General features: G+C 43.6%; 20 protein-coding genes. 14 read left to right on the top strand and 6 right to left on the bottom strand.

Going from position 1 to position 13,120, the window contains the following annotated elements; translation table 11 throughout:
• Window positions 1–59 precede the first annotated feature (59 nt).
• The 6 genes from IC571_RS03350 (at window position 60) to IC571_RS03375 (ending at window position 4,848) form a co-directional block, all read left to right on the top strand.
• Window positions 60–815, top strand: coding sequence for a flagellar brake protein (locus tag IC571_RS03350; RefSeq protein WP_215317419.1), 756 nt, complete (start codon window positions 60–62; stop codon window positions 813–815).
• A gap of 91 nt (window positions 816–906) precedes the next feature.
• A complete protein-coding gene (locus IC571_RS03355) occupies window positions 907–1,584 on the top strand; it encodes a tetratricopeptide repeat protein (RefSeq protein ID WP_215317420.1) in 678 nt (225 codons plus the stop codon).
• Window positions 1,585–1,731: 147 nt separating this feature from the next.
• Window positions 1,732–2,073 (top strand): hypothetical protein, encoded by a 342-nt coding sequence (locus IC571_RS03360; RefSeq protein WP_215317421.1) that lies wholly within the window; start codon window positions 1,732–1,734, stop codon window positions 2,071–2,073.
• 94 nt (window positions 2,074–2,167) lie between these two features.
• Window positions 2,168–2,953, top strand: a complete 786-nt coding sequence (locus tag IC571_RS03365; RefSeq protein ID WP_215317422.1) for a hypothetical protein — start codon at window positions 2,168–2,170, stop codon at window positions 2,951–2,953.
• Between the two features lie 16 nt (window positions 2,954–2,969).
• Window positions 2,970–3,629: a cupin domain-containing protein gene (locus IC571_RS03370; RefSeq protein WP_215317423.1), complete on the top strand. Its 660-nt coding sequence runs from the start codon at window positions 2,970–2,972 to the stop codon at window positions 3,627–3,629.
• A gap of 124 nt (window positions 3,630–3,753) precedes the next feature.
• On the top strand, window positions 3,754–4,848 hold the full coding sequence (locus tag IC571_RS03375; RefSeq protein ID WP_215317424.1) for a patatin-like phospholipase family protein: 1,095 nt from the start codon (window positions 3,754–3,756) through the stop codon (window positions 4,846–4,848).
• 19 nt (window positions 4,849–4,867) lie between these two features.
• Here IC571_RS03375 and IC571_RS03380 read toward each other — a convergent pair whose 3' ends face one another.
• Window positions 4,868–5,683: a hypothetical protein gene (locus tag IC571_RS03380; RefSeq protein ID WP_251373497.1), complete on the bottom strand. Its 816-nt coding sequence runs from the start codon at window positions 5,681–5,683 to the stop codon at window positions 4,868–4,870.
• Window positions 5,684–5,808: 125 nt separating this feature from the next.
• Here IC571_RS03380 and IC571_RS03385 point away from each other — a divergent pair, with 125 nt between their 5' ends.
• Window positions 5,809–6,603 (top strand): hypothetical protein, encoded by a 795-nt coding sequence (locus IC571_RS03385; protein WP_215317425.1) that lies wholly within the window; start codon window positions 5,809–5,811, stop codon window positions 6,601–6,603.
• A gap of 110 nt (window positions 6,604–6,713) precedes the next feature.
• Here IC571_RS03385 and IC571_RS03390 read toward each other — a convergent pair whose 3' ends face one another.
• From IC571_RS03390 to IC571_RS03410, 5 genes are all read right to left on the bottom strand, one after another.
• Entirely contained in the window at window positions 6,714–6,920 is a 207-nt protein-coding gene (locus tag IC571_RS03390) for a hypothetical protein (RefSeq protein ID WP_215317426.1), read from the bottom strand.
• Between the two features lie 10 nt (window positions 6,921–6,930).
• The gene (locus IC571_RS03395; RefSeq protein ID WP_215317427.1) at window positions 6,931–7,260 is read right to left on the bottom strand and encodes a hypothetical protein; all 330 of its coding nucleotides are present in this window, start codon (window positions 7,258–7,260) and stop codon (window positions 6,931–6,933) included.
• Window positions 7,238–7,528: a hypothetical protein gene (locus IC571_RS03400; RefSeq protein ID WP_215317428.1), complete on the bottom strand. Its 291-nt coding sequence runs from the start codon at window positions 7,526–7,528 to the stop codon at window positions 7,238–7,240. Before IC571_RS03400 ends, IC571_RS03395 begins: the two co-directional genes overlap by 23 nt.
• 454 nt (window positions 7,529–7,982) lie before the next feature.
• A complete protein-coding gene (locus tag IC571_RS03405) occupies window positions 7,983–8,291 on the bottom strand; it encodes a high-potential iron-sulfur protein (protein WP_215317429.1) in 309 nt (102 codons plus the stop codon).
• 79 nt (window positions 8,292–8,370) lie between these two features.
• On the bottom strand, window positions 8,371–9,333 hold the full coding sequence (locus IC571_RS03410; RefSeq protein WP_215317430.1) for a c-type cytochrome: 963 nt from the start codon (window positions 9,331–9,333) through the stop codon (window positions 8,371–8,373).
• Window positions 9,334–9,526: 193 nt separating this feature from the next.
• On the opposite strand from IC571_RS03410, the gene IC571_RS03415 reads away from it, so the two are divergent.
• From IC571_RS03415 to IC571_RS03445, 7 genes are read left to right on the top strand one after another with little or no spacing between them, the layout of a single operon-like run.
• Complete coding sequence (locus tag IC571_RS03415) at window positions 9,527–10,054, top strand: YeeE/YedE thiosulfate transporter family protein (RefSeq protein WP_215317431.1); 528 nt, start codon at window positions 9,527–9,529, stop codon at window positions 10,052–10,054.
• Window position 10,055: 1 nt separating this feature from the next.
• Complete coding sequence (locus IC571_RS03420) at window positions 10,056–10,625, top strand: YeeE/YedE thiosulfate transporter family protein (RefSeq protein ID WP_215317432.1); 570 nt, start codon at window positions 10,056–10,058, stop codon at window positions 10,623–10,625.
• Between the two features lie 18 nt (window positions 10,626–10,643).
• Window positions 10,644–10,877: a hypothetical protein gene (locus IC571_RS03425; RefSeq protein ID WP_215317433.1), complete on the top strand. Its 234-nt coding sequence runs from the start codon at window positions 10,644–10,646 to the stop codon at window positions 10,875–10,877.
• Between the two features lie 7 nt (window positions 10,878–10,884).
• The gene (locus IC571_RS03430; protein ID WP_215317434.1) at window positions 10,885–11,511 is read left to right on the top strand and encodes a hypothetical protein; all 627 of its coding nucleotides are present in this window, start codon (window positions 10,885–10,887) and stop codon (window positions 11,509–11,511) included.
• Window positions 11,512–11,521: 10 nt separating this feature from the next.
• Complete coding sequence (locus IC571_RS03435) at window positions 11,522–12,499, top strand: sulfurtransferase (protein ID WP_215317435.1); 978 nt, start codon at window positions 11,522–11,524, stop codon at window positions 12,497–12,499.
• A 10-nt stretch (window positions 12,500–12,509) separates the two neighbouring features.
• Entirely contained in the window at window positions 12,510–12,827 is a 318-nt protein-coding gene (locus IC571_RS03440; protein WP_215317436.1) for a metalloregulator ArsR/SmtB family transcription factor, read from the top strand.
• Window positions 12,828–12,843: 16 nt separating this feature from the next.
• Window positions 12,844–13,062, top strand: coding sequence for a DUF2892 domain-containing protein (locus IC571_RS03445; protein ID WP_215317437.1), 219 nt, complete (start codon window positions 12,844–12,846; stop codon window positions 13,060–13,062).
• The last annotated feature ends 58 nt before the right edge of the window (window positions 13,063–13,120 follow it).

Genomic DNA, 13,120 nt, shown 5'->3' on the forward strand with positions numbered 1-13,120 from the left:
ATTTACAGCTCATTTAACCTTTACTTTTAAGTCATCATACTCCCAGTAAAATAATCATCATGGCCTTTGAAATATACCCCCCAGAGTTAGGAGAAATGGACGTGAAGTTCTCCTTAGACCCACGCTTTATTTTTAAAAATCTAGAGCGAATGCTGTCCCCGGGGCCGGTTTCCGCAGTCTTTAATGTTAAAACTTCGGGAAATTTTCCGGTGAGCGTGCAAAGCTTGGATTCTAAAGCTGGTATTAAGTTCAAGGTGGAGGAGCCGGTTAAAAATGGTGTTGGCACTGTTATTGGGGGGCTGTGTTATTTTGTAGCTGGCCTTGAGGGAGGGAAACTCCAATTTCCACTCGCAGGTCTCAGATCTGCCGAGTCGGGTGGGTTGACTTGTGATATTCCCAAAACGATGTCACTCATTCAGAGGCGAGAAGATTTTAGGGTAAAGGCGCCACCTGACCGCGCGTTTAAGGCGCTTATTTTTTTTGCTGTTGGCAAGGAGATGATCGGCGATATTGTTGACGTTTCTGATAATGGATTGCAGTTGGATCTACGCCTCGGGGCAACGGACATGAAAATTGGGACCATATGGACAAATTGTTCATTAGAACGATTAACTGCAAAAACCGCCAAATTTGATCTCATCATCAGAAACGTTAGACCAAGCCCATCGGAGGCCTCTCGTATTCGGGTGGGTTGCGAACTACATCAGCCAACCAAGCTCAATTTAAATGAATTTTTGAGTACTAGATCAGCCATTCAAAGCGCTAGACTCAATCGCCGGATTAACTACTGGTATCAGGATGTCAGCTGGTGCTGATGCACTTTAGCGGTGCAGTAAATGTCACACATTTCTTTATACTGCTGAATATTCGTAAAAATTAACTCGGAAAAATATTAAAGGATAGCTAATGGGTTACGGTGCAATTGATTTAGCTCAATTAAATATGCAAAGAGGTAAGTATGAGGTTGCCTTTGATATTTTATTTGATTCAGCAGTTAATGATCAAAATGACGATGCACTATTTTTGTTAACGAAAATGACCTTTGATGGCAATCTCAATGCTGAGCAGATGGAGAAGTTTTATGAATTGCAAAATGGCCATACCAGCCTGGGGAACGGCTACGCCTTATTTAATGTTGGCTTGATGCATGAACGCGGTCTTGGTAAAGTGCCGCAAAGTTATAAAGTTGCTGTTGAATATTATCAAAAGGCGGTCAAAGAAGAGGTTAAGGATGCTTTTTGTAATTTAGGAAATATTTACGCTCTAGGGCTTGGTATGGACCAGGGCGTTCCGAGAAACGTAGAGCTTGGTATTAAGTACCTTACCATTGGCGCAGAGGAGGGAAGTCGTCAATGTGCTTATACCTTGGGTTCGCTCTATGGTAAGGGCGAGTTTGTGCCTTTAGATTTAAAAAAAGCGTTTTATTTCTTGTCTCTAGCGGCCCTACAGGGTCACGATCAAGCCAAGAGGGTATTGCATATATTTGTGCACACTCATAAGGAAAATTATGATGCCGAGATGGAGGCTGCTGAGTATCAGTTTGGCAAAATTCAAAATCTTCGTTTGCTTTATAAGTGTGTTTAATTAAGCTGGTAAAGATTTTAGTGTTGTCCTAAAATTTTCAGGTGCATTGTAGGCTGGAATGCACTCAAATGATCATATGCATGCTTAGATTAATTTAGGTTAAATTGGTGTATGAAGAGTAAGTGTCTAATTTTATTCGGCCTCGTCATGTTGGCTCTATCCCTTTTGGGTGGGTATGCTAATGCTGGCACAAATTCTCAAAACCCAGTCAAACTAAGTGGAGCGAAACATATTTCTTATTCTTGCTCAAACGAATATGTAAAGGCTGAAAGCATCAGGATTTTATGGTCAGAGGCTAATCTCAATTTACCTATTTCTGTATTGGATGGGTTTAACTCAGAAACCTGCATTGGAAAAGTGACCAAAAATACATTTACATGGGATCGGGGCGCTAGTCAGGCATCCATGGATCGACATACCGGCGTACTCACTATTAAGCCAAAAAAAGATGGTGTTTCAATCTCTTTGAATTGCACTGTGGTTGACTAGTATTCCTATAGCTCTCTAGATTTACAGCGGGCACTTTGTGGCTTAGTGAATTACGAACTGTGATACATCAATATATTCACCATCATTACTAAGTATGAAATATAGGGTTTTACTAACGTTTTTTTGCTGTATAGCCTTGGCTGGATTATTTCATTCCAATGCCGCACATGCTTATCTTCAGGATGAGATTCAGGTCTACGATGATGAAATCAATGCCAAGGGGGAATATAGTCTTGAGCTGCACCTCAACACAACTCCAAGAGGCAATCAGCAGCAAGGCTATCCTGGTGAGGTAGTCAACAACAATAACACTCGCGTCACCCCAGAATTGGCTTATGGTCTAGGCCATGACTTGGAGGCGGGTTTTTATCTTAGTTACTCCAATAACAATAATTCCTTTAACTATGCTGGAGTAAAGGCGCGCCTGAAATGGCTGCCGTATCAAGAAGAGAAGGGCGATCCATTTTTTGCGGGTGTGAACGTTGAGGTGTCTGATACACCATACCCTTATGAACCATCACGTTACAACGGGGAACTGCGTTTTATTATTGGTAAGCATATAGATGAATGGCTATTAGCATTCAATCCCATATTTGATCAAGCACTCTCGCAGCCACTAGTTCATCAAGGTCCTGTATTTGCCACTGCCACTCGAGTGTCACGTAACGTGAGCCAAGAATGGGCATTAGGTGGAGAGCTTTATACCAATGTGAACCAAGTATCTCAACCAATTGTTTATCCCAATATGAATAATGTTGCTTATGCCATGGTGTACTACGACGGCAAGCCCATCGCCTTTCAGGCTGGCATTGGTAAAGGTATTAGTCATAACGCAGACCAAACTACCTTAAAGGCAATCCTTTCGATTCCTTTGCCATAAACGAGGACCTCAATTTATGAATATACATTCTGACTATAGCCAGCGAGTGGTGATCCACTCTGATGAGTTGCCTTGGGTGCCAAGCCCGCAGTCTGGAGTAGAAAGACGGATGCTTGAGCGCCAAGGCGATGAAGTAGCTAGAGCGACTTCAATCGTTCGCTATCAGCCAGGATCAAGATTCCAAGCCCATACTCATGATTATGGGGAGGAGATTTTAGTTTTGGATGGGATATTTAGCGATGAAACCGGTGACTATCCAGCTGGTACTTACATCATGAATCCGCCAGGGTCTTCTCATGCGCCATTTAGTGAGAGCGGTTGCACGCTTTTTGTAAAGCTAAGACATTTAGGGGCTGATCAAGTGTTGAGAGAAGTGATTGACACTAAATCCGCGCCTTGGTATCAAGGTATGGTACCCGGTCTCAATGTCATGCCACTGATGCAACAGGGTAGTGGATCAACTTTAGTAAGGTGGGCGCCAGAAACCTACTTCAATCCACATAAGCATTACGGCGGAGAAGAAATCTTTGTGTTGGATGGCGTCTTTGAGGATGAGCATGGAAGATACCCGGTAGGCACATGGATTAGAAGTGCGCATATGAGTTTGCACCAGCCCTTTAGCAAAGAAGGCTGCACAATCTTTGTAAAGACAGGGCACTTATTAGCCACTCAATGAATTTGGCAAAAATGGCGCGGTTTTAAAGAATAATAAGTCTTTAGATTTATCTAGTGGTTTAAATATTACTGGCAGATAAGTTTCAATGAGATGTTATAAAGGGATATTACTTTATGGAGTCCCTATGCCACAATCTTCTCGCCGTCATTTTCTAAAAAGCTCTGCAGTGGGCGCTGCAGCAGTCGCGAGCACTCAGGCCTTAGGAAATGCTTCAACGCCAACTAGCAAAGTAGTTGCTGAAGTGCAAAATCTTGAAGCCAAGAAGATTCAGGCGACAACTGCCAGTTGGGATGATGGCTTAGCTCATCCCATCCCATATAAGAATGCGCCTGGTAAAGGCAGAGATAGGGCGATTGTGTTGGGTGGCGGCTCAGAATATATGAGCTCATTTTTAGTGGGCTATTTTCATGCGATGCTCAGCAATGGCGTTAACTTACGCTTAGCGGATATTGTGGTTGGAACATCAGCCGGAGCAATTCTGGGAAGTGCTTTATTGGGTAGCCGCTTGGATTTATTCTCTGCAGAATTTAATTTGTTGGCAGACTATCCAAAGATTATGGCAAAGTTTATACCTACTGAAAAATTTACTTCCAGCCAGCAGCGCGTAATGAAAATGGGAATCGATGCAAAGGATGGTAGTCCTGCTACGATTCAAGCGATTGGCCATGCAGCTATGGCGGCTAAATCGATCCCTCAAGATAAGTTTGAAACAAACATCAAAGTATTTTTGGGGAATATGAAAGCAATTCCTCCAAAGATGTACATCACTGCGATTGATTGCTATACAGCAGAGCGCTTGGTCATTGCACCAGATTCGGGAGTGCCGGTAGCTACAGCAGTTGCTGCTAGCGCATCAGCACCTGGGGTAACGGGACCAACTTGGGTAAAAGATCGCGTTTGTATGGATGGCAGTATTGGGCCAACGGAAACCCATTGCGATATTGTGGCGGGCTCCAAAAGGGCATTAGTGATTGCTTTGGCGGATACGCTTGAACAAGAAAAGGCGGGACTGCGCTTAAACCACTTGCCGAATACGATTCTTCAAGAGGTAAGGGATCTAGAGGCGGGTGGCACTAAAGTAAAACTAGTGGTAATTGGAATGCTGCCAGGAAGAAAGACCTTAAGCGTTGTGGATCCCAAAATTATGGCGCCCGCGATCAAGTATGGTTATGAGAGGGGTATGCAAGATTTGCCTGAGATGAAACAACTATGGGTGTAATGCCAGGCTTAGATGTTTCTCAGAAGTTGAAAGAGAGCTTCCCGTAAACCGACCAGTCATATTGGCTATAGGTCTGCACTACTTGTTTGCTGGCACCAATTGCGAATAAGAAATTCTTGGTCACTCGATGGGTAACCATGGCATCTAGCGGTATAAACCAACCTCCACCTGCAGAGTTGTAAACAGCCCCATTTTCATCCCATAGTCTTAGCTGTGTTTCTGGCGTCAACTGAAACCCCAGTGTTGGAAAAAGCTGTAGGTTGCGCACGAGTGGTGGTTGAGTCGGATTTACTTGCAGTGAATTATTTTTAGTATCAAACCCATACATATAACGTGCCAAGGGAGAAAAATCTGCCAGCCTTAAAGGATTATTCTCGCCAGGTTTAAAGCTAGCGCCAACCTGTGGGCCAATCGCCCATTGACCATTGTTGCCAAACGGAAAAATAAGTCTTGCGCCAAAATTAGCGCCAATTTCTGGAAGTAAGTCTGGATGATTTCCCCAAAAAGTCAGCATCGTATTACCTGCGCTGTATTGCCCAGAGTTTTGGGCTGGGAAACTTGGCCCATAAGAAGAAACGTAGGAGGTATCTAAACGCATCGTTCCCCGAAATCGTTCTAAATCTAGCGGATGGTAATAACGCAACTTGATCGTATCGCTATAGTTTTGATTGCCTTGATAGTCGTGGTATCCCCAGAATTCTAAAATTTGATCTCTAGAATATTCACCGGATATGTTCTGAAAGTAGGCGGAAAACTTGTTCTCATCTTCCACCGCCCAAGGCGTGGAAAAAATACTGCAAAGTAGGGTGAGAGCCAGAACCTTTTGTTTGAACATAAGTTAAGGATTATGTCAGATATAGATTGGGGTTTACCCTGTTTATATAAACGGCATGATACTCGTACAAGCTTGTGTGAAGCTTTGATAAACTTGCAATGCTCTTGAATTTACTTACAAAAATAATGAAAACTCTACCAAAAATAATCATTTTTATTGCTATTGGAGTGGCTACTAATTTGGCTCAAGCACAAAGTGCTGGCGAAGCCTCCCCGATTCCCAAGATTGCAGAAAATTGGCGTATTGAAGTAACCCCTTATCTTTGGGGGGCAGGCATCAAAGGTACTGTGAACCTCAATAACAGTCTTGCAAAGTCAGCAGACATGAGCACTAGTAATGTACTGAGTGATCTCAAGTCTGGCGGCATGATTGCTGCCGAAGCGCACTATGGAAACTGGGGCATCATGGGCGACTTGGTTTCTGCAACCCTGCAAAACTCAGGCTCTATTCCAGTTCATGGGGGTCAAGCAACAATTGCTGACAAGATCACTTTGCAGCAGACAATTCTAACCGGTGCTGCAACCTACACTTTGGTGAATAACAAAGATGCTTACCTTGATGGATTAGTAGGCGTCAGAGCAATTGATATTACCGCCACATTAAACGGCAACTTAGATGGCACATCAAGCTCAAGAATTATTTCTAGTAAGACCTCAACAGTCGATCCGATCATTGGTGCTAAAGGCCGTTATCGCATTGCAGACTCTAGTTGGTACATCCCGGCCTATGCTGATATTGGTAGCGGTGGCGGTACCACGAACCTGACGTGGCAAGTAGCAGCTGGCGTTGGCAAAACCTTTAATAACTTAATTGATGCCTCATTAACTTATCGTGCGCTCTACTACGATATGAAGTCAGGCGCCGTCTTGCAAAAGACTACGATGCTGGGGCCACAACTCTCTGTGACATTTAAGTTCTAATCTGACTCTGATGTTTGCTTGCGGAAATTAATAATACTTAAGGGTGAATCAGTTCATTCTTTTGCATAACTGGTGGGTCGGGCGAGATTCGAACTCGCGACCAACGGAACTTAGGCGCTAAGTTGACGCTGTTTAATCAGCTCGGAAGCTGGTATTCGCACTACCTTGCCATTAATCGATGTCACAATCGCGGTATTAGTCTGGATCGCTAAATCAATGGCTGCTTTGCCAGCACGTTGCATGGCATTGTAGGACCCTGATATATCGGGGTCTGTTGAATTGCGAATGTCTTTATCTGGATTGATCGCTCGACTCATTTTAAGTGACTTATTTTTTTCCATATGCTGCATCATGATCTGGTTCAATTAATAAGACTCTGAGGAAGTGATCCTCTCTAAAGCCAATTCCCCGAATCGATTTACTAACCCGAAACGAGTAAAGTGCATCGATACCTTTTGGTGCGGGAATGCTATGAATCTTTTCCCACTTGAGGCCTTTGTCACGATAAATCTGATTCCATGTTAGTTGCGTGATTTTTTGAAAAGTAGCATAGACTTTCTGTTGCTCATCTAATTCCAAGGTCTCCCAGTTAGATAGAAAGACTGGACTATTCAGATCAAGCTCAACTAATAGCTCAGGCTTTACGTTTCGCGCCATGTGCTTTAGTCATTTTCAATTTGGAAAGGTCAGTAGCTTTCGGTGGAGTTTTTTGTGCCCAGGCTAAAGCTGTTGATAAATCCTTTTTGACGGCTGGTGTATGCATCCATTTTTCATTGTCTGGGATAACGGTGGCAGTGCGAATCACCCAAACGCCAGGCTCTGGAGTTTCTACTAAAACCTGGCGACCTGCATGTTCTTTCCCAAGCGAAATTTGACCACTAGAGCCGATTGATTTGATGGTTGGATGATCTATAACTGCGCCCATGGCATTCTCCTATATTCATGCAGCATGAAAGCATTATAGCATGATTTATCTAAATAATACCCCTCCAAACCAGAAAAATCTGAGGGTAGATAGGCTTGGGGTATGTAGAGGTAAAAGAAAAAGCCCCTAGATTTCTCTAGAGGCTTTTGTATAACTGGTGGGTCGGGCGAGATTCGAACTCGCGACCAACGGATTAAAAGAAGTCGTGGGTCTTCAAAACCCTATATAGCATATGGCTATGAGCGACCAAAATATGAACGTGCGATTGACTGTGCGATTGCTTTTTGGTGCAAAGTTCTAATCCGTGGACCGGATTTCGAACTTTTGAGCGTTACTTAAGTAACGGTACTTCTTCTTGCGGGGGCGCTGGTTGAGGAGGAGATTTGATGAATTGCTTAAATCTGCTGGTATTAAATAGCAAGCCGCTTTGGCGGCCTGTTATTCGCATTAAAAATTAAGCTTTTTTTGCGTAAGCAGAGCACCAGCCTTTACCGGAAACTTGTTTGCCGGCAAACAAAGAGCAACCACCTGTAGCAGCATCGGCTTTTCCCTGGAATAAAGCGCAGTTACTACATTGCTGACCAGCAGCGTATTTGGCGTACTTTGCCTTGTCTACTTTCGAGGCATCTGCCTTGTAGCCTAATGCAGCAGCTTGTGGATCGGCCTCAGCAACCATGGCTTGGGCTTGAACCTTACCGTTTAATGCCAAAGTGCAAGCACCAGCGGCGGACAAAATCATAAATTGACGACGAGTGGATTTCATATGGACTCCAGATTAAGTGTAAAAATTTAAATAAATTCCAATAAAAACATTGTGAGTTATTTCTGATCTCGGGTTAACTCTACACGCCTTTATCTAAAACAGGTTTCAATCGCTTCATATTTTCCAATAATGGCTGGAATGGGCCGTACTTATGTTGCTCGGCAGAAGCGCCATCTACATAAGGGGGGAATGCTGCATCAACTGGCTTATTCCAGCGAGCAGGAAAATCTTTATCTAAATTCGATTTGACTGGACGTGGCTTACTTAGGATATAACCAGCTACATCATAAGCTTGCTCATCGGATAGCATTGGCTGACCATGTGATGTGCCGAGGGGCATATTAGTCTTTATGAATGCTGCTGCCGTTAATAAACGGTTCATACCGGCACCGTTATTAAACGTATCCTTTCCCCATAATGGTGGGAATGTATAGCCTTTTGCTTCACCCACTTTTCCGTTCCTCAGTCCAGCACCATCTTGGCCATGACATGCCGCGCATTTTTCAGCATATACCTTCTCGCCCAAGGCTGGATTAGACGCTCTATCTGGAGGGGTGTATTTTGGCAATCCTTGGCCCTCTACAGCGCTGCCTACTGGAACACCTTTAGACAAGAAGTGAATATAGGTAGCAAAAGCTTTCATTTCTCGGCTATCAAATGGAAGCACTTTGCCATTCATACTTCTTTCCATGCAACCATTGACCCGTTCTTCAATAGTGCTGACATCGTTTTCACGTCCCCTGTATTGAGGAAATGTTGCTTGCGCGCCAACCCATGGCATAGCAAACTTTTTTGTCGCAGCCTCCTGATGGCAGTTAGTGCAGGCTAAGTTATTGCCGGCATAACGCATTTTTTTATCAGCAACTTCTGGGCCAATAACTTCAAATGTTTTTTCGGATAAATGTTTTCCATAGCGCACTAAACGACCATAGTGATCATTTGGAAGGCTATCGACGTCATACTTTTTACTAATATCGTCGGTTTGCGCAATGGCAAAAAGTGGGGCGATGAGGATTATTGGTAAAAACTTATGGAATTTCATATGGAACCCTAATGTTGGTTAAAAATTCTAGTCATTAACTCTTGACGCAGCATGATCTATGTCATGAAAAGAGTCTTTTGCATGATTTAGATCAAATACATTTGTTTAACCGCTTTAAAAACTTGACTTTGTTGATTGATTTAATATTATATAACTTAATATATTATTAAAACCTTAAATGAGGCCAATTAGTATGGAAACGACAAGCGGACAGGCTAAGCAGATGCAATATATGAGCCCCCTTATGGCGGGAATTTTGCTAGGACTGGTTTTGCTGGCAACTTTTGTCACTACTGGTCATGGTCTTGGGGCTACTGGCTTTACTACTAGATTGACTGCCTGGATTGGGATGCATGCCGCCCCGGTTGCTACTAGCGCTAATGATTATCTGGGTGGCATGGTGGAGGATGGAAACCCACTGAGTGCCTGGATTACATGGCAGGTAATTGGCGTGGCAATCGGTGCACTCTTATCAGCATTTCTAGCAAAGCGAATTCAAATTCAATTAGATGGAAAAAAATACCTAGGTGGTGCTAAGCGTCCTGTTACAGCTCTACTGGGCGGATTGCTAGCTGGTTTTGGTGCGCGTGTTGCCGCAGGCTGTACCAGTGGTCTTGGGCTATCTGGGGCAGCAGTACTGAGTTTGGCTGGATTTACTTTTTTAGTCACATTCTTTGCAGTTGGACTTCTGGCTAGTCGCTTGATGAAAGAGGAAAAGTAAGATGAGTGAAATTTTATCGGGACTTCTTTTGGGAATGGGGTTTGGTTTTGTACTGGAGCGTGCCGGTTTCGGTAATCCCAATAAGTTAACGGGGCAATTTCGCTTAAGCGATTGGTCTGTATTTAAGGTGATGTTTACTGCGATTGTGTTTGCATCGGTTGGGCTATTTCTCCTGGAGAAGATTGGTCTTGTAGATGCGGGCAATCTATTTGTGCCCCCAGCGTTTCTGGGAGCAGCAGCAATTGGAGGAGCATTGGTGGGCGCAGGATTTGCAATTGGGGGTTATTGCCCCGGAACTTCGGTTGTCGGATTTATGTCTGGACGCATTGATGCCGCAATCTTCTTAATTGGATTGCTATTGGGAACGGTCTTGTTTGCTGGAATTTATCCAGGTATCGAATTCCTAACAACGTTTGGCGAATATTCAAAAGCAGATTCATTGCCAGATGCCCTGAATGTATCAGCGCTATCTGTCGATGTGGTGATGGTTATTGCAGCAATCGGAGTGTTTATTCTGGGATCTTGGATGGAAAAGAAATGCAAGAGCTCTGGTTGCGGAACTTCGGTCTAATTTTTAAAGGAGAAGTGTATGTCTAAAAAATCTACCGTAGCAGCATTAGCTCTAGCTTTGGCTGGCCTATCAGTGGCCCCATTGGCGCACTCGGCTGATGCACCAACAACTCCAGCAGGTGCGGAGCAAAAAAATCCTTGTAGCCCTAAAAAGGAGTCCGCCAATCCATGCGGACCGGCAAAGAAAAAGGCAGCCAATCCCTGTGGACCAGCTAATCCTTGTGGCCCTAAAAAGCGTAAAGCTGCAGAGTAATTAATCAATGCTCACCCAATCCAATCTTTGGTTAGCAGCGCAGGAGCTGGCAAGTATTCAGATGCAGTACGCCAAGTCTGGTCGCACTATAAGCGAGGCCGCGCTATGCGGTGCCAAGGAATTCGTTGAGTGGCAGCATTATCCAAGTGACGACCTAGTAGATGAAGTGAGTGGCTATGAGTTTTATTACCATGCCCATTCTTCCGATGAAATGCCGAGCGGAGAGCACGGGCATTTTCATGTAATTAAGCGTGATAAAGACTCTTTTTATCATTTAATTGGGATTGCCTTAAATCAGCAGGGGATCCCAGTGCGTTTGTTTACTACCAATCAATGGGTAACTGGTGAGGATATGGTGGATGCGATGCGAGTCATTCAATCTCTAAGTAGTTTTGAGATGGCCGTCAAAGGTCGCATGGCTCCAGTCTGCAGATGGATAAGCGCCTTAATTAGACTATTTTTTGTAGAAATTGAAGTGCTTATTTTGGAGCGAGATCAAAAGATCCATCACTTAACAAAAGAATTTGGTGATCGAAAGCTCGCGCTAGATTCAAAAGAAAATCATGTATTAACTGAGCGAAAGATTGACTTGATGGGTCGTCTTTCTGAGTGTTTATTGGATGTAAATTCATAAAGGGGTGTATATGAAAAAGATGCAATGGCTTTTAGCTGTCGTTTTAAGTGGATTAGTTAGTCTGGCCCAAGCGATCAACTTGCCTGGCCCTGTAGTTAGTGCTGATTGGTTGTCTAATAATCTATCTGAGGTTCAGGTGATTGAAGTGAGAACTGATCTCGCTAGCTACCTGAAAAATCCAGAATTTGATATTGATAAAAAAACAGGCAAGAAGTTTTTGGTTGAAGTGGGTGGTCATATAACAAATTCCAGTCTTTTGGATTTTAAAAAGGTGCGTGCAGAGCGAATTGTTGATGTTAAAAAAATCAAGTTTTTGATTCCAGAAAAAGCTGATTTTGAGAAGTTGGTGCAATCCCTTGGCATAAACTCTGATAAGCCAATTGTGCTTGTTCCTATTGGTCAAGATATGTCTGATATTGACGAGGCATTAAGGACCTATTGGACATTTAAGGTCTACGGCGAAGATCAAGTTGCCGTGCTGGATGGTGGTATTGCTGGTTGGTTAGGTGAGGGACGCAATTACGAAACTGCTAACAATCAAAAAGCAGCTGGTAACTGGTCCGCAAAAGCCTATCGTAAAGAATTGATTGCTAGTTCTGATGAAGTTGCTGCCGCATCAAAAGGCGGTAAACCACAATTGCTAGATGCTCGTCAGCCTGCGCAGTATTTAGGACTTGCTAAGCGTCCTGATGTCATGACATTTGGCCATATTGCTGGTTCTAAAGAATTGGCTCCTGAGTTATTGGCAAAGCCAACCAATGGCGCTTTATATTTCTGGCAGAAAAATACTTATGATGCCTTATTGGCGGCTAACGGACTAAGTGCAAAAGGTCCAACAATTGCTTATTGCAACACTGGGCATTTGGCAGCGGGTGGCTGGTTTGTCATGTCTGAGCTTGTAGGTAATAAATCAACCAAGCTGTATGATGGCTCTCTATACCTTTGGACATTAGAAGGGCGTCCTTTGGTAGGTGTGCCACTTAACTAAGAATATTCGTATGCCCGTCTTAAAAACTAATATCAACCTCAAAAAGATGCAGTCATCAGCAGATGATGCCTGCCGTTTGATGAAAGTGTTATCCAATAGAGATCGGATGATGCTGTTGTGTCAGATTAGTCAAGGTGAGAAGTGTGTCAGTGAGCTTGAAGAATGTCTTGATATACATCAGCCAACCTTATCTCAACAATTGACTGTTTTGAGAAATGAAGAATTAGTTCAGACCAGAAGAGAGGGCAAGCAAATTTATTATTCCCTCTCTAATGAGGTGGCATTAGAGGTGATGGATGTCTTGTATCGAAATTACTGTAGTAGATAACTAAAGGAGTTTGAAGATGAAATGCAACGTTGGTGGTGTCGATCGTATTTTGCGCATGGCAGTGGGACTGGTATTAATAGGCTTGGCTGCTACTGGGATGGTTGGTGCTTGGGGGTGGATCGGTGTTGTTCCGCTTGCCACGGGTTTATTTAGATTTTGCCCGGCATACCCAATCCTGAAAATTAACACCTGTGGAACTGGGGCTGCTTGCAAAGGCGGTCGCTGCGAGAAATAACTTCATCATTATTGGATGGCTTTTGCTTTCTGGATTTGTAATGGTTGAAAGTAGCTAT

Origin of the sequence: Polynucleobacter sp. MWH-UH2A (genome assembly GCF_018687195.1) — a bacterium.
Lineage (GTDB): Bacteria > Pseudomonadota > Gammaproteobacteria > Burkholderiales > Burkholderiaceae > Polynucleobacter.

Excerpts from the sequence above, each read along its gene's own strand:
- IC571_RS03350 (WP_215317419.1), top strand. The coding sequence starts at position 60 with ATGGCCTTTGAAATATACCCCCCAGAGTTAGGAGAAATGGACGTGAAG.
- IC571_RS03355 (WP_215317420.1), top strand. The coding sequence starts at position 907 with ATGGGTTACGGTGCAATTGATTTAGCTCAATTAAATATGCAAAGAGGT.
- IC571_RS03360 (WP_215317421.1), top strand. The coding sequence starts at position 1,732 with ATGTTGGCTCTATCCCTTTTGGGTGGGTATGCTAATGCTGGCACAAAT.
- IC571_RS03365 (WP_215317422.1), top strand. The coding sequence starts at position 2,168 with ATGAAATATAGGGTTTTACTAACGTTTTTTTGCTGTATAGCCTTGGCT.
- IC571_RS03370 (WP_215317423.1), top strand. The coding sequence starts at position 2,970 with ATGAATATACATTCTGACTATAGCCAGCGAGTGGTGATCCACTCTGAT.
- IC571_RS03375 (WP_215317424.1), top strand. The coding sequence starts at position 3,754 with ATGCCACAATCTTCTCGCCGTCATTTTCTAAAAAGCTCTGCAGTGGGC.
- IC571_RS03380 (WP_251373497.1), bottom strand. The coding sequence starts at position 5,683 with ATGTTCAAACAAAAGGTTCTGGCTCTCACCCTACTTTGCAGTATTTTT.
- IC571_RS03385 (WP_215317425.1), top strand. The coding sequence starts at position 5,809 with ATGAAAACTCTACCAAAAATAATCATTTTTATTGCTATTGGAGTGGCT.
- IC571_RS03390 (WP_215317426.1), bottom strand. The coding sequence starts at position 6,920 with ATGAGTCGAGCGATCAATCCAGATAAAGACATTCGCAATTCAACAGAC.
- IC571_RS03395 (WP_215317427.1), bottom strand. The coding sequence starts at position 7,260 with ATGGCGCGAAACGTAAAGCCTGAGCTATTAGTTGAGCTTGATCTGAAT.
- IC571_RS03400 (WP_215317428.1), bottom strand. The coding sequence starts at position 7,528 with ATGGGCGCAGTTATAGATCATCCAACCATCAAATCAATCGGCTCTAGT.
- IC571_RS03405 (WP_215317429.1), bottom strand. The coding sequence starts at position 8,291 with ATGAAATCCACTCGTCGTCAATTTATGATTTTGTCCGCCGCTGGTGCT.
- IC571_RS03410 (WP_215317430.1), bottom strand. The coding sequence starts at position 9,333 with ATGAAATTCCATAAGTTTTTACCAATAATCCTCATCGCCCCACTTTTT.
- IC571_RS03415 (WP_215317431.1), top strand. The coding sequence starts at position 9,527 with ATGGAAACGACAAGCGGACAGGCTAAGCAGATGCAATATATGAGCCCC.
- IC571_RS03420 (WP_215317432.1), top strand. The coding sequence starts at position 10,056 with ATGAGTGAAATTTTATCGGGACTTCTTTTGGGAATGGGGTTTGGTTTT.
- IC571_RS03425 (WP_215317433.1), top strand. The coding sequence starts at position 10,644 with ATGTCTAAAAAATCTACCGTAGCAGCATTAGCTCTAGCTTTGGCTGGC.
- IC571_RS03430 (WP_215317434.1), top strand. The coding sequence starts at position 10,885 with ATGCTCACCCAATCCAATCTTTGGTTAGCAGCGCAGGAGCTGGCAAGT.
- IC571_RS03435 (WP_215317435.1), top strand. The coding sequence starts at position 11,522 with ATGAAAAAGATGCAATGGCTTTTAGCTGTCGTTTTAAGTGGATTAGTT.
- IC571_RS03440 (WP_215317436.1), top strand. The coding sequence starts at position 12,510 with ATGCCCGTCTTAAAAACTAATATCAACCTCAAAAAGATGCAGTCATCA.
- IC571_RS03445 (WP_215317437.1), top strand. The coding sequence starts at position 12,844 with ATGAAATGCAACGTTGGTGGTGTCGATCGTATTTTGCGCATGGCAGTG.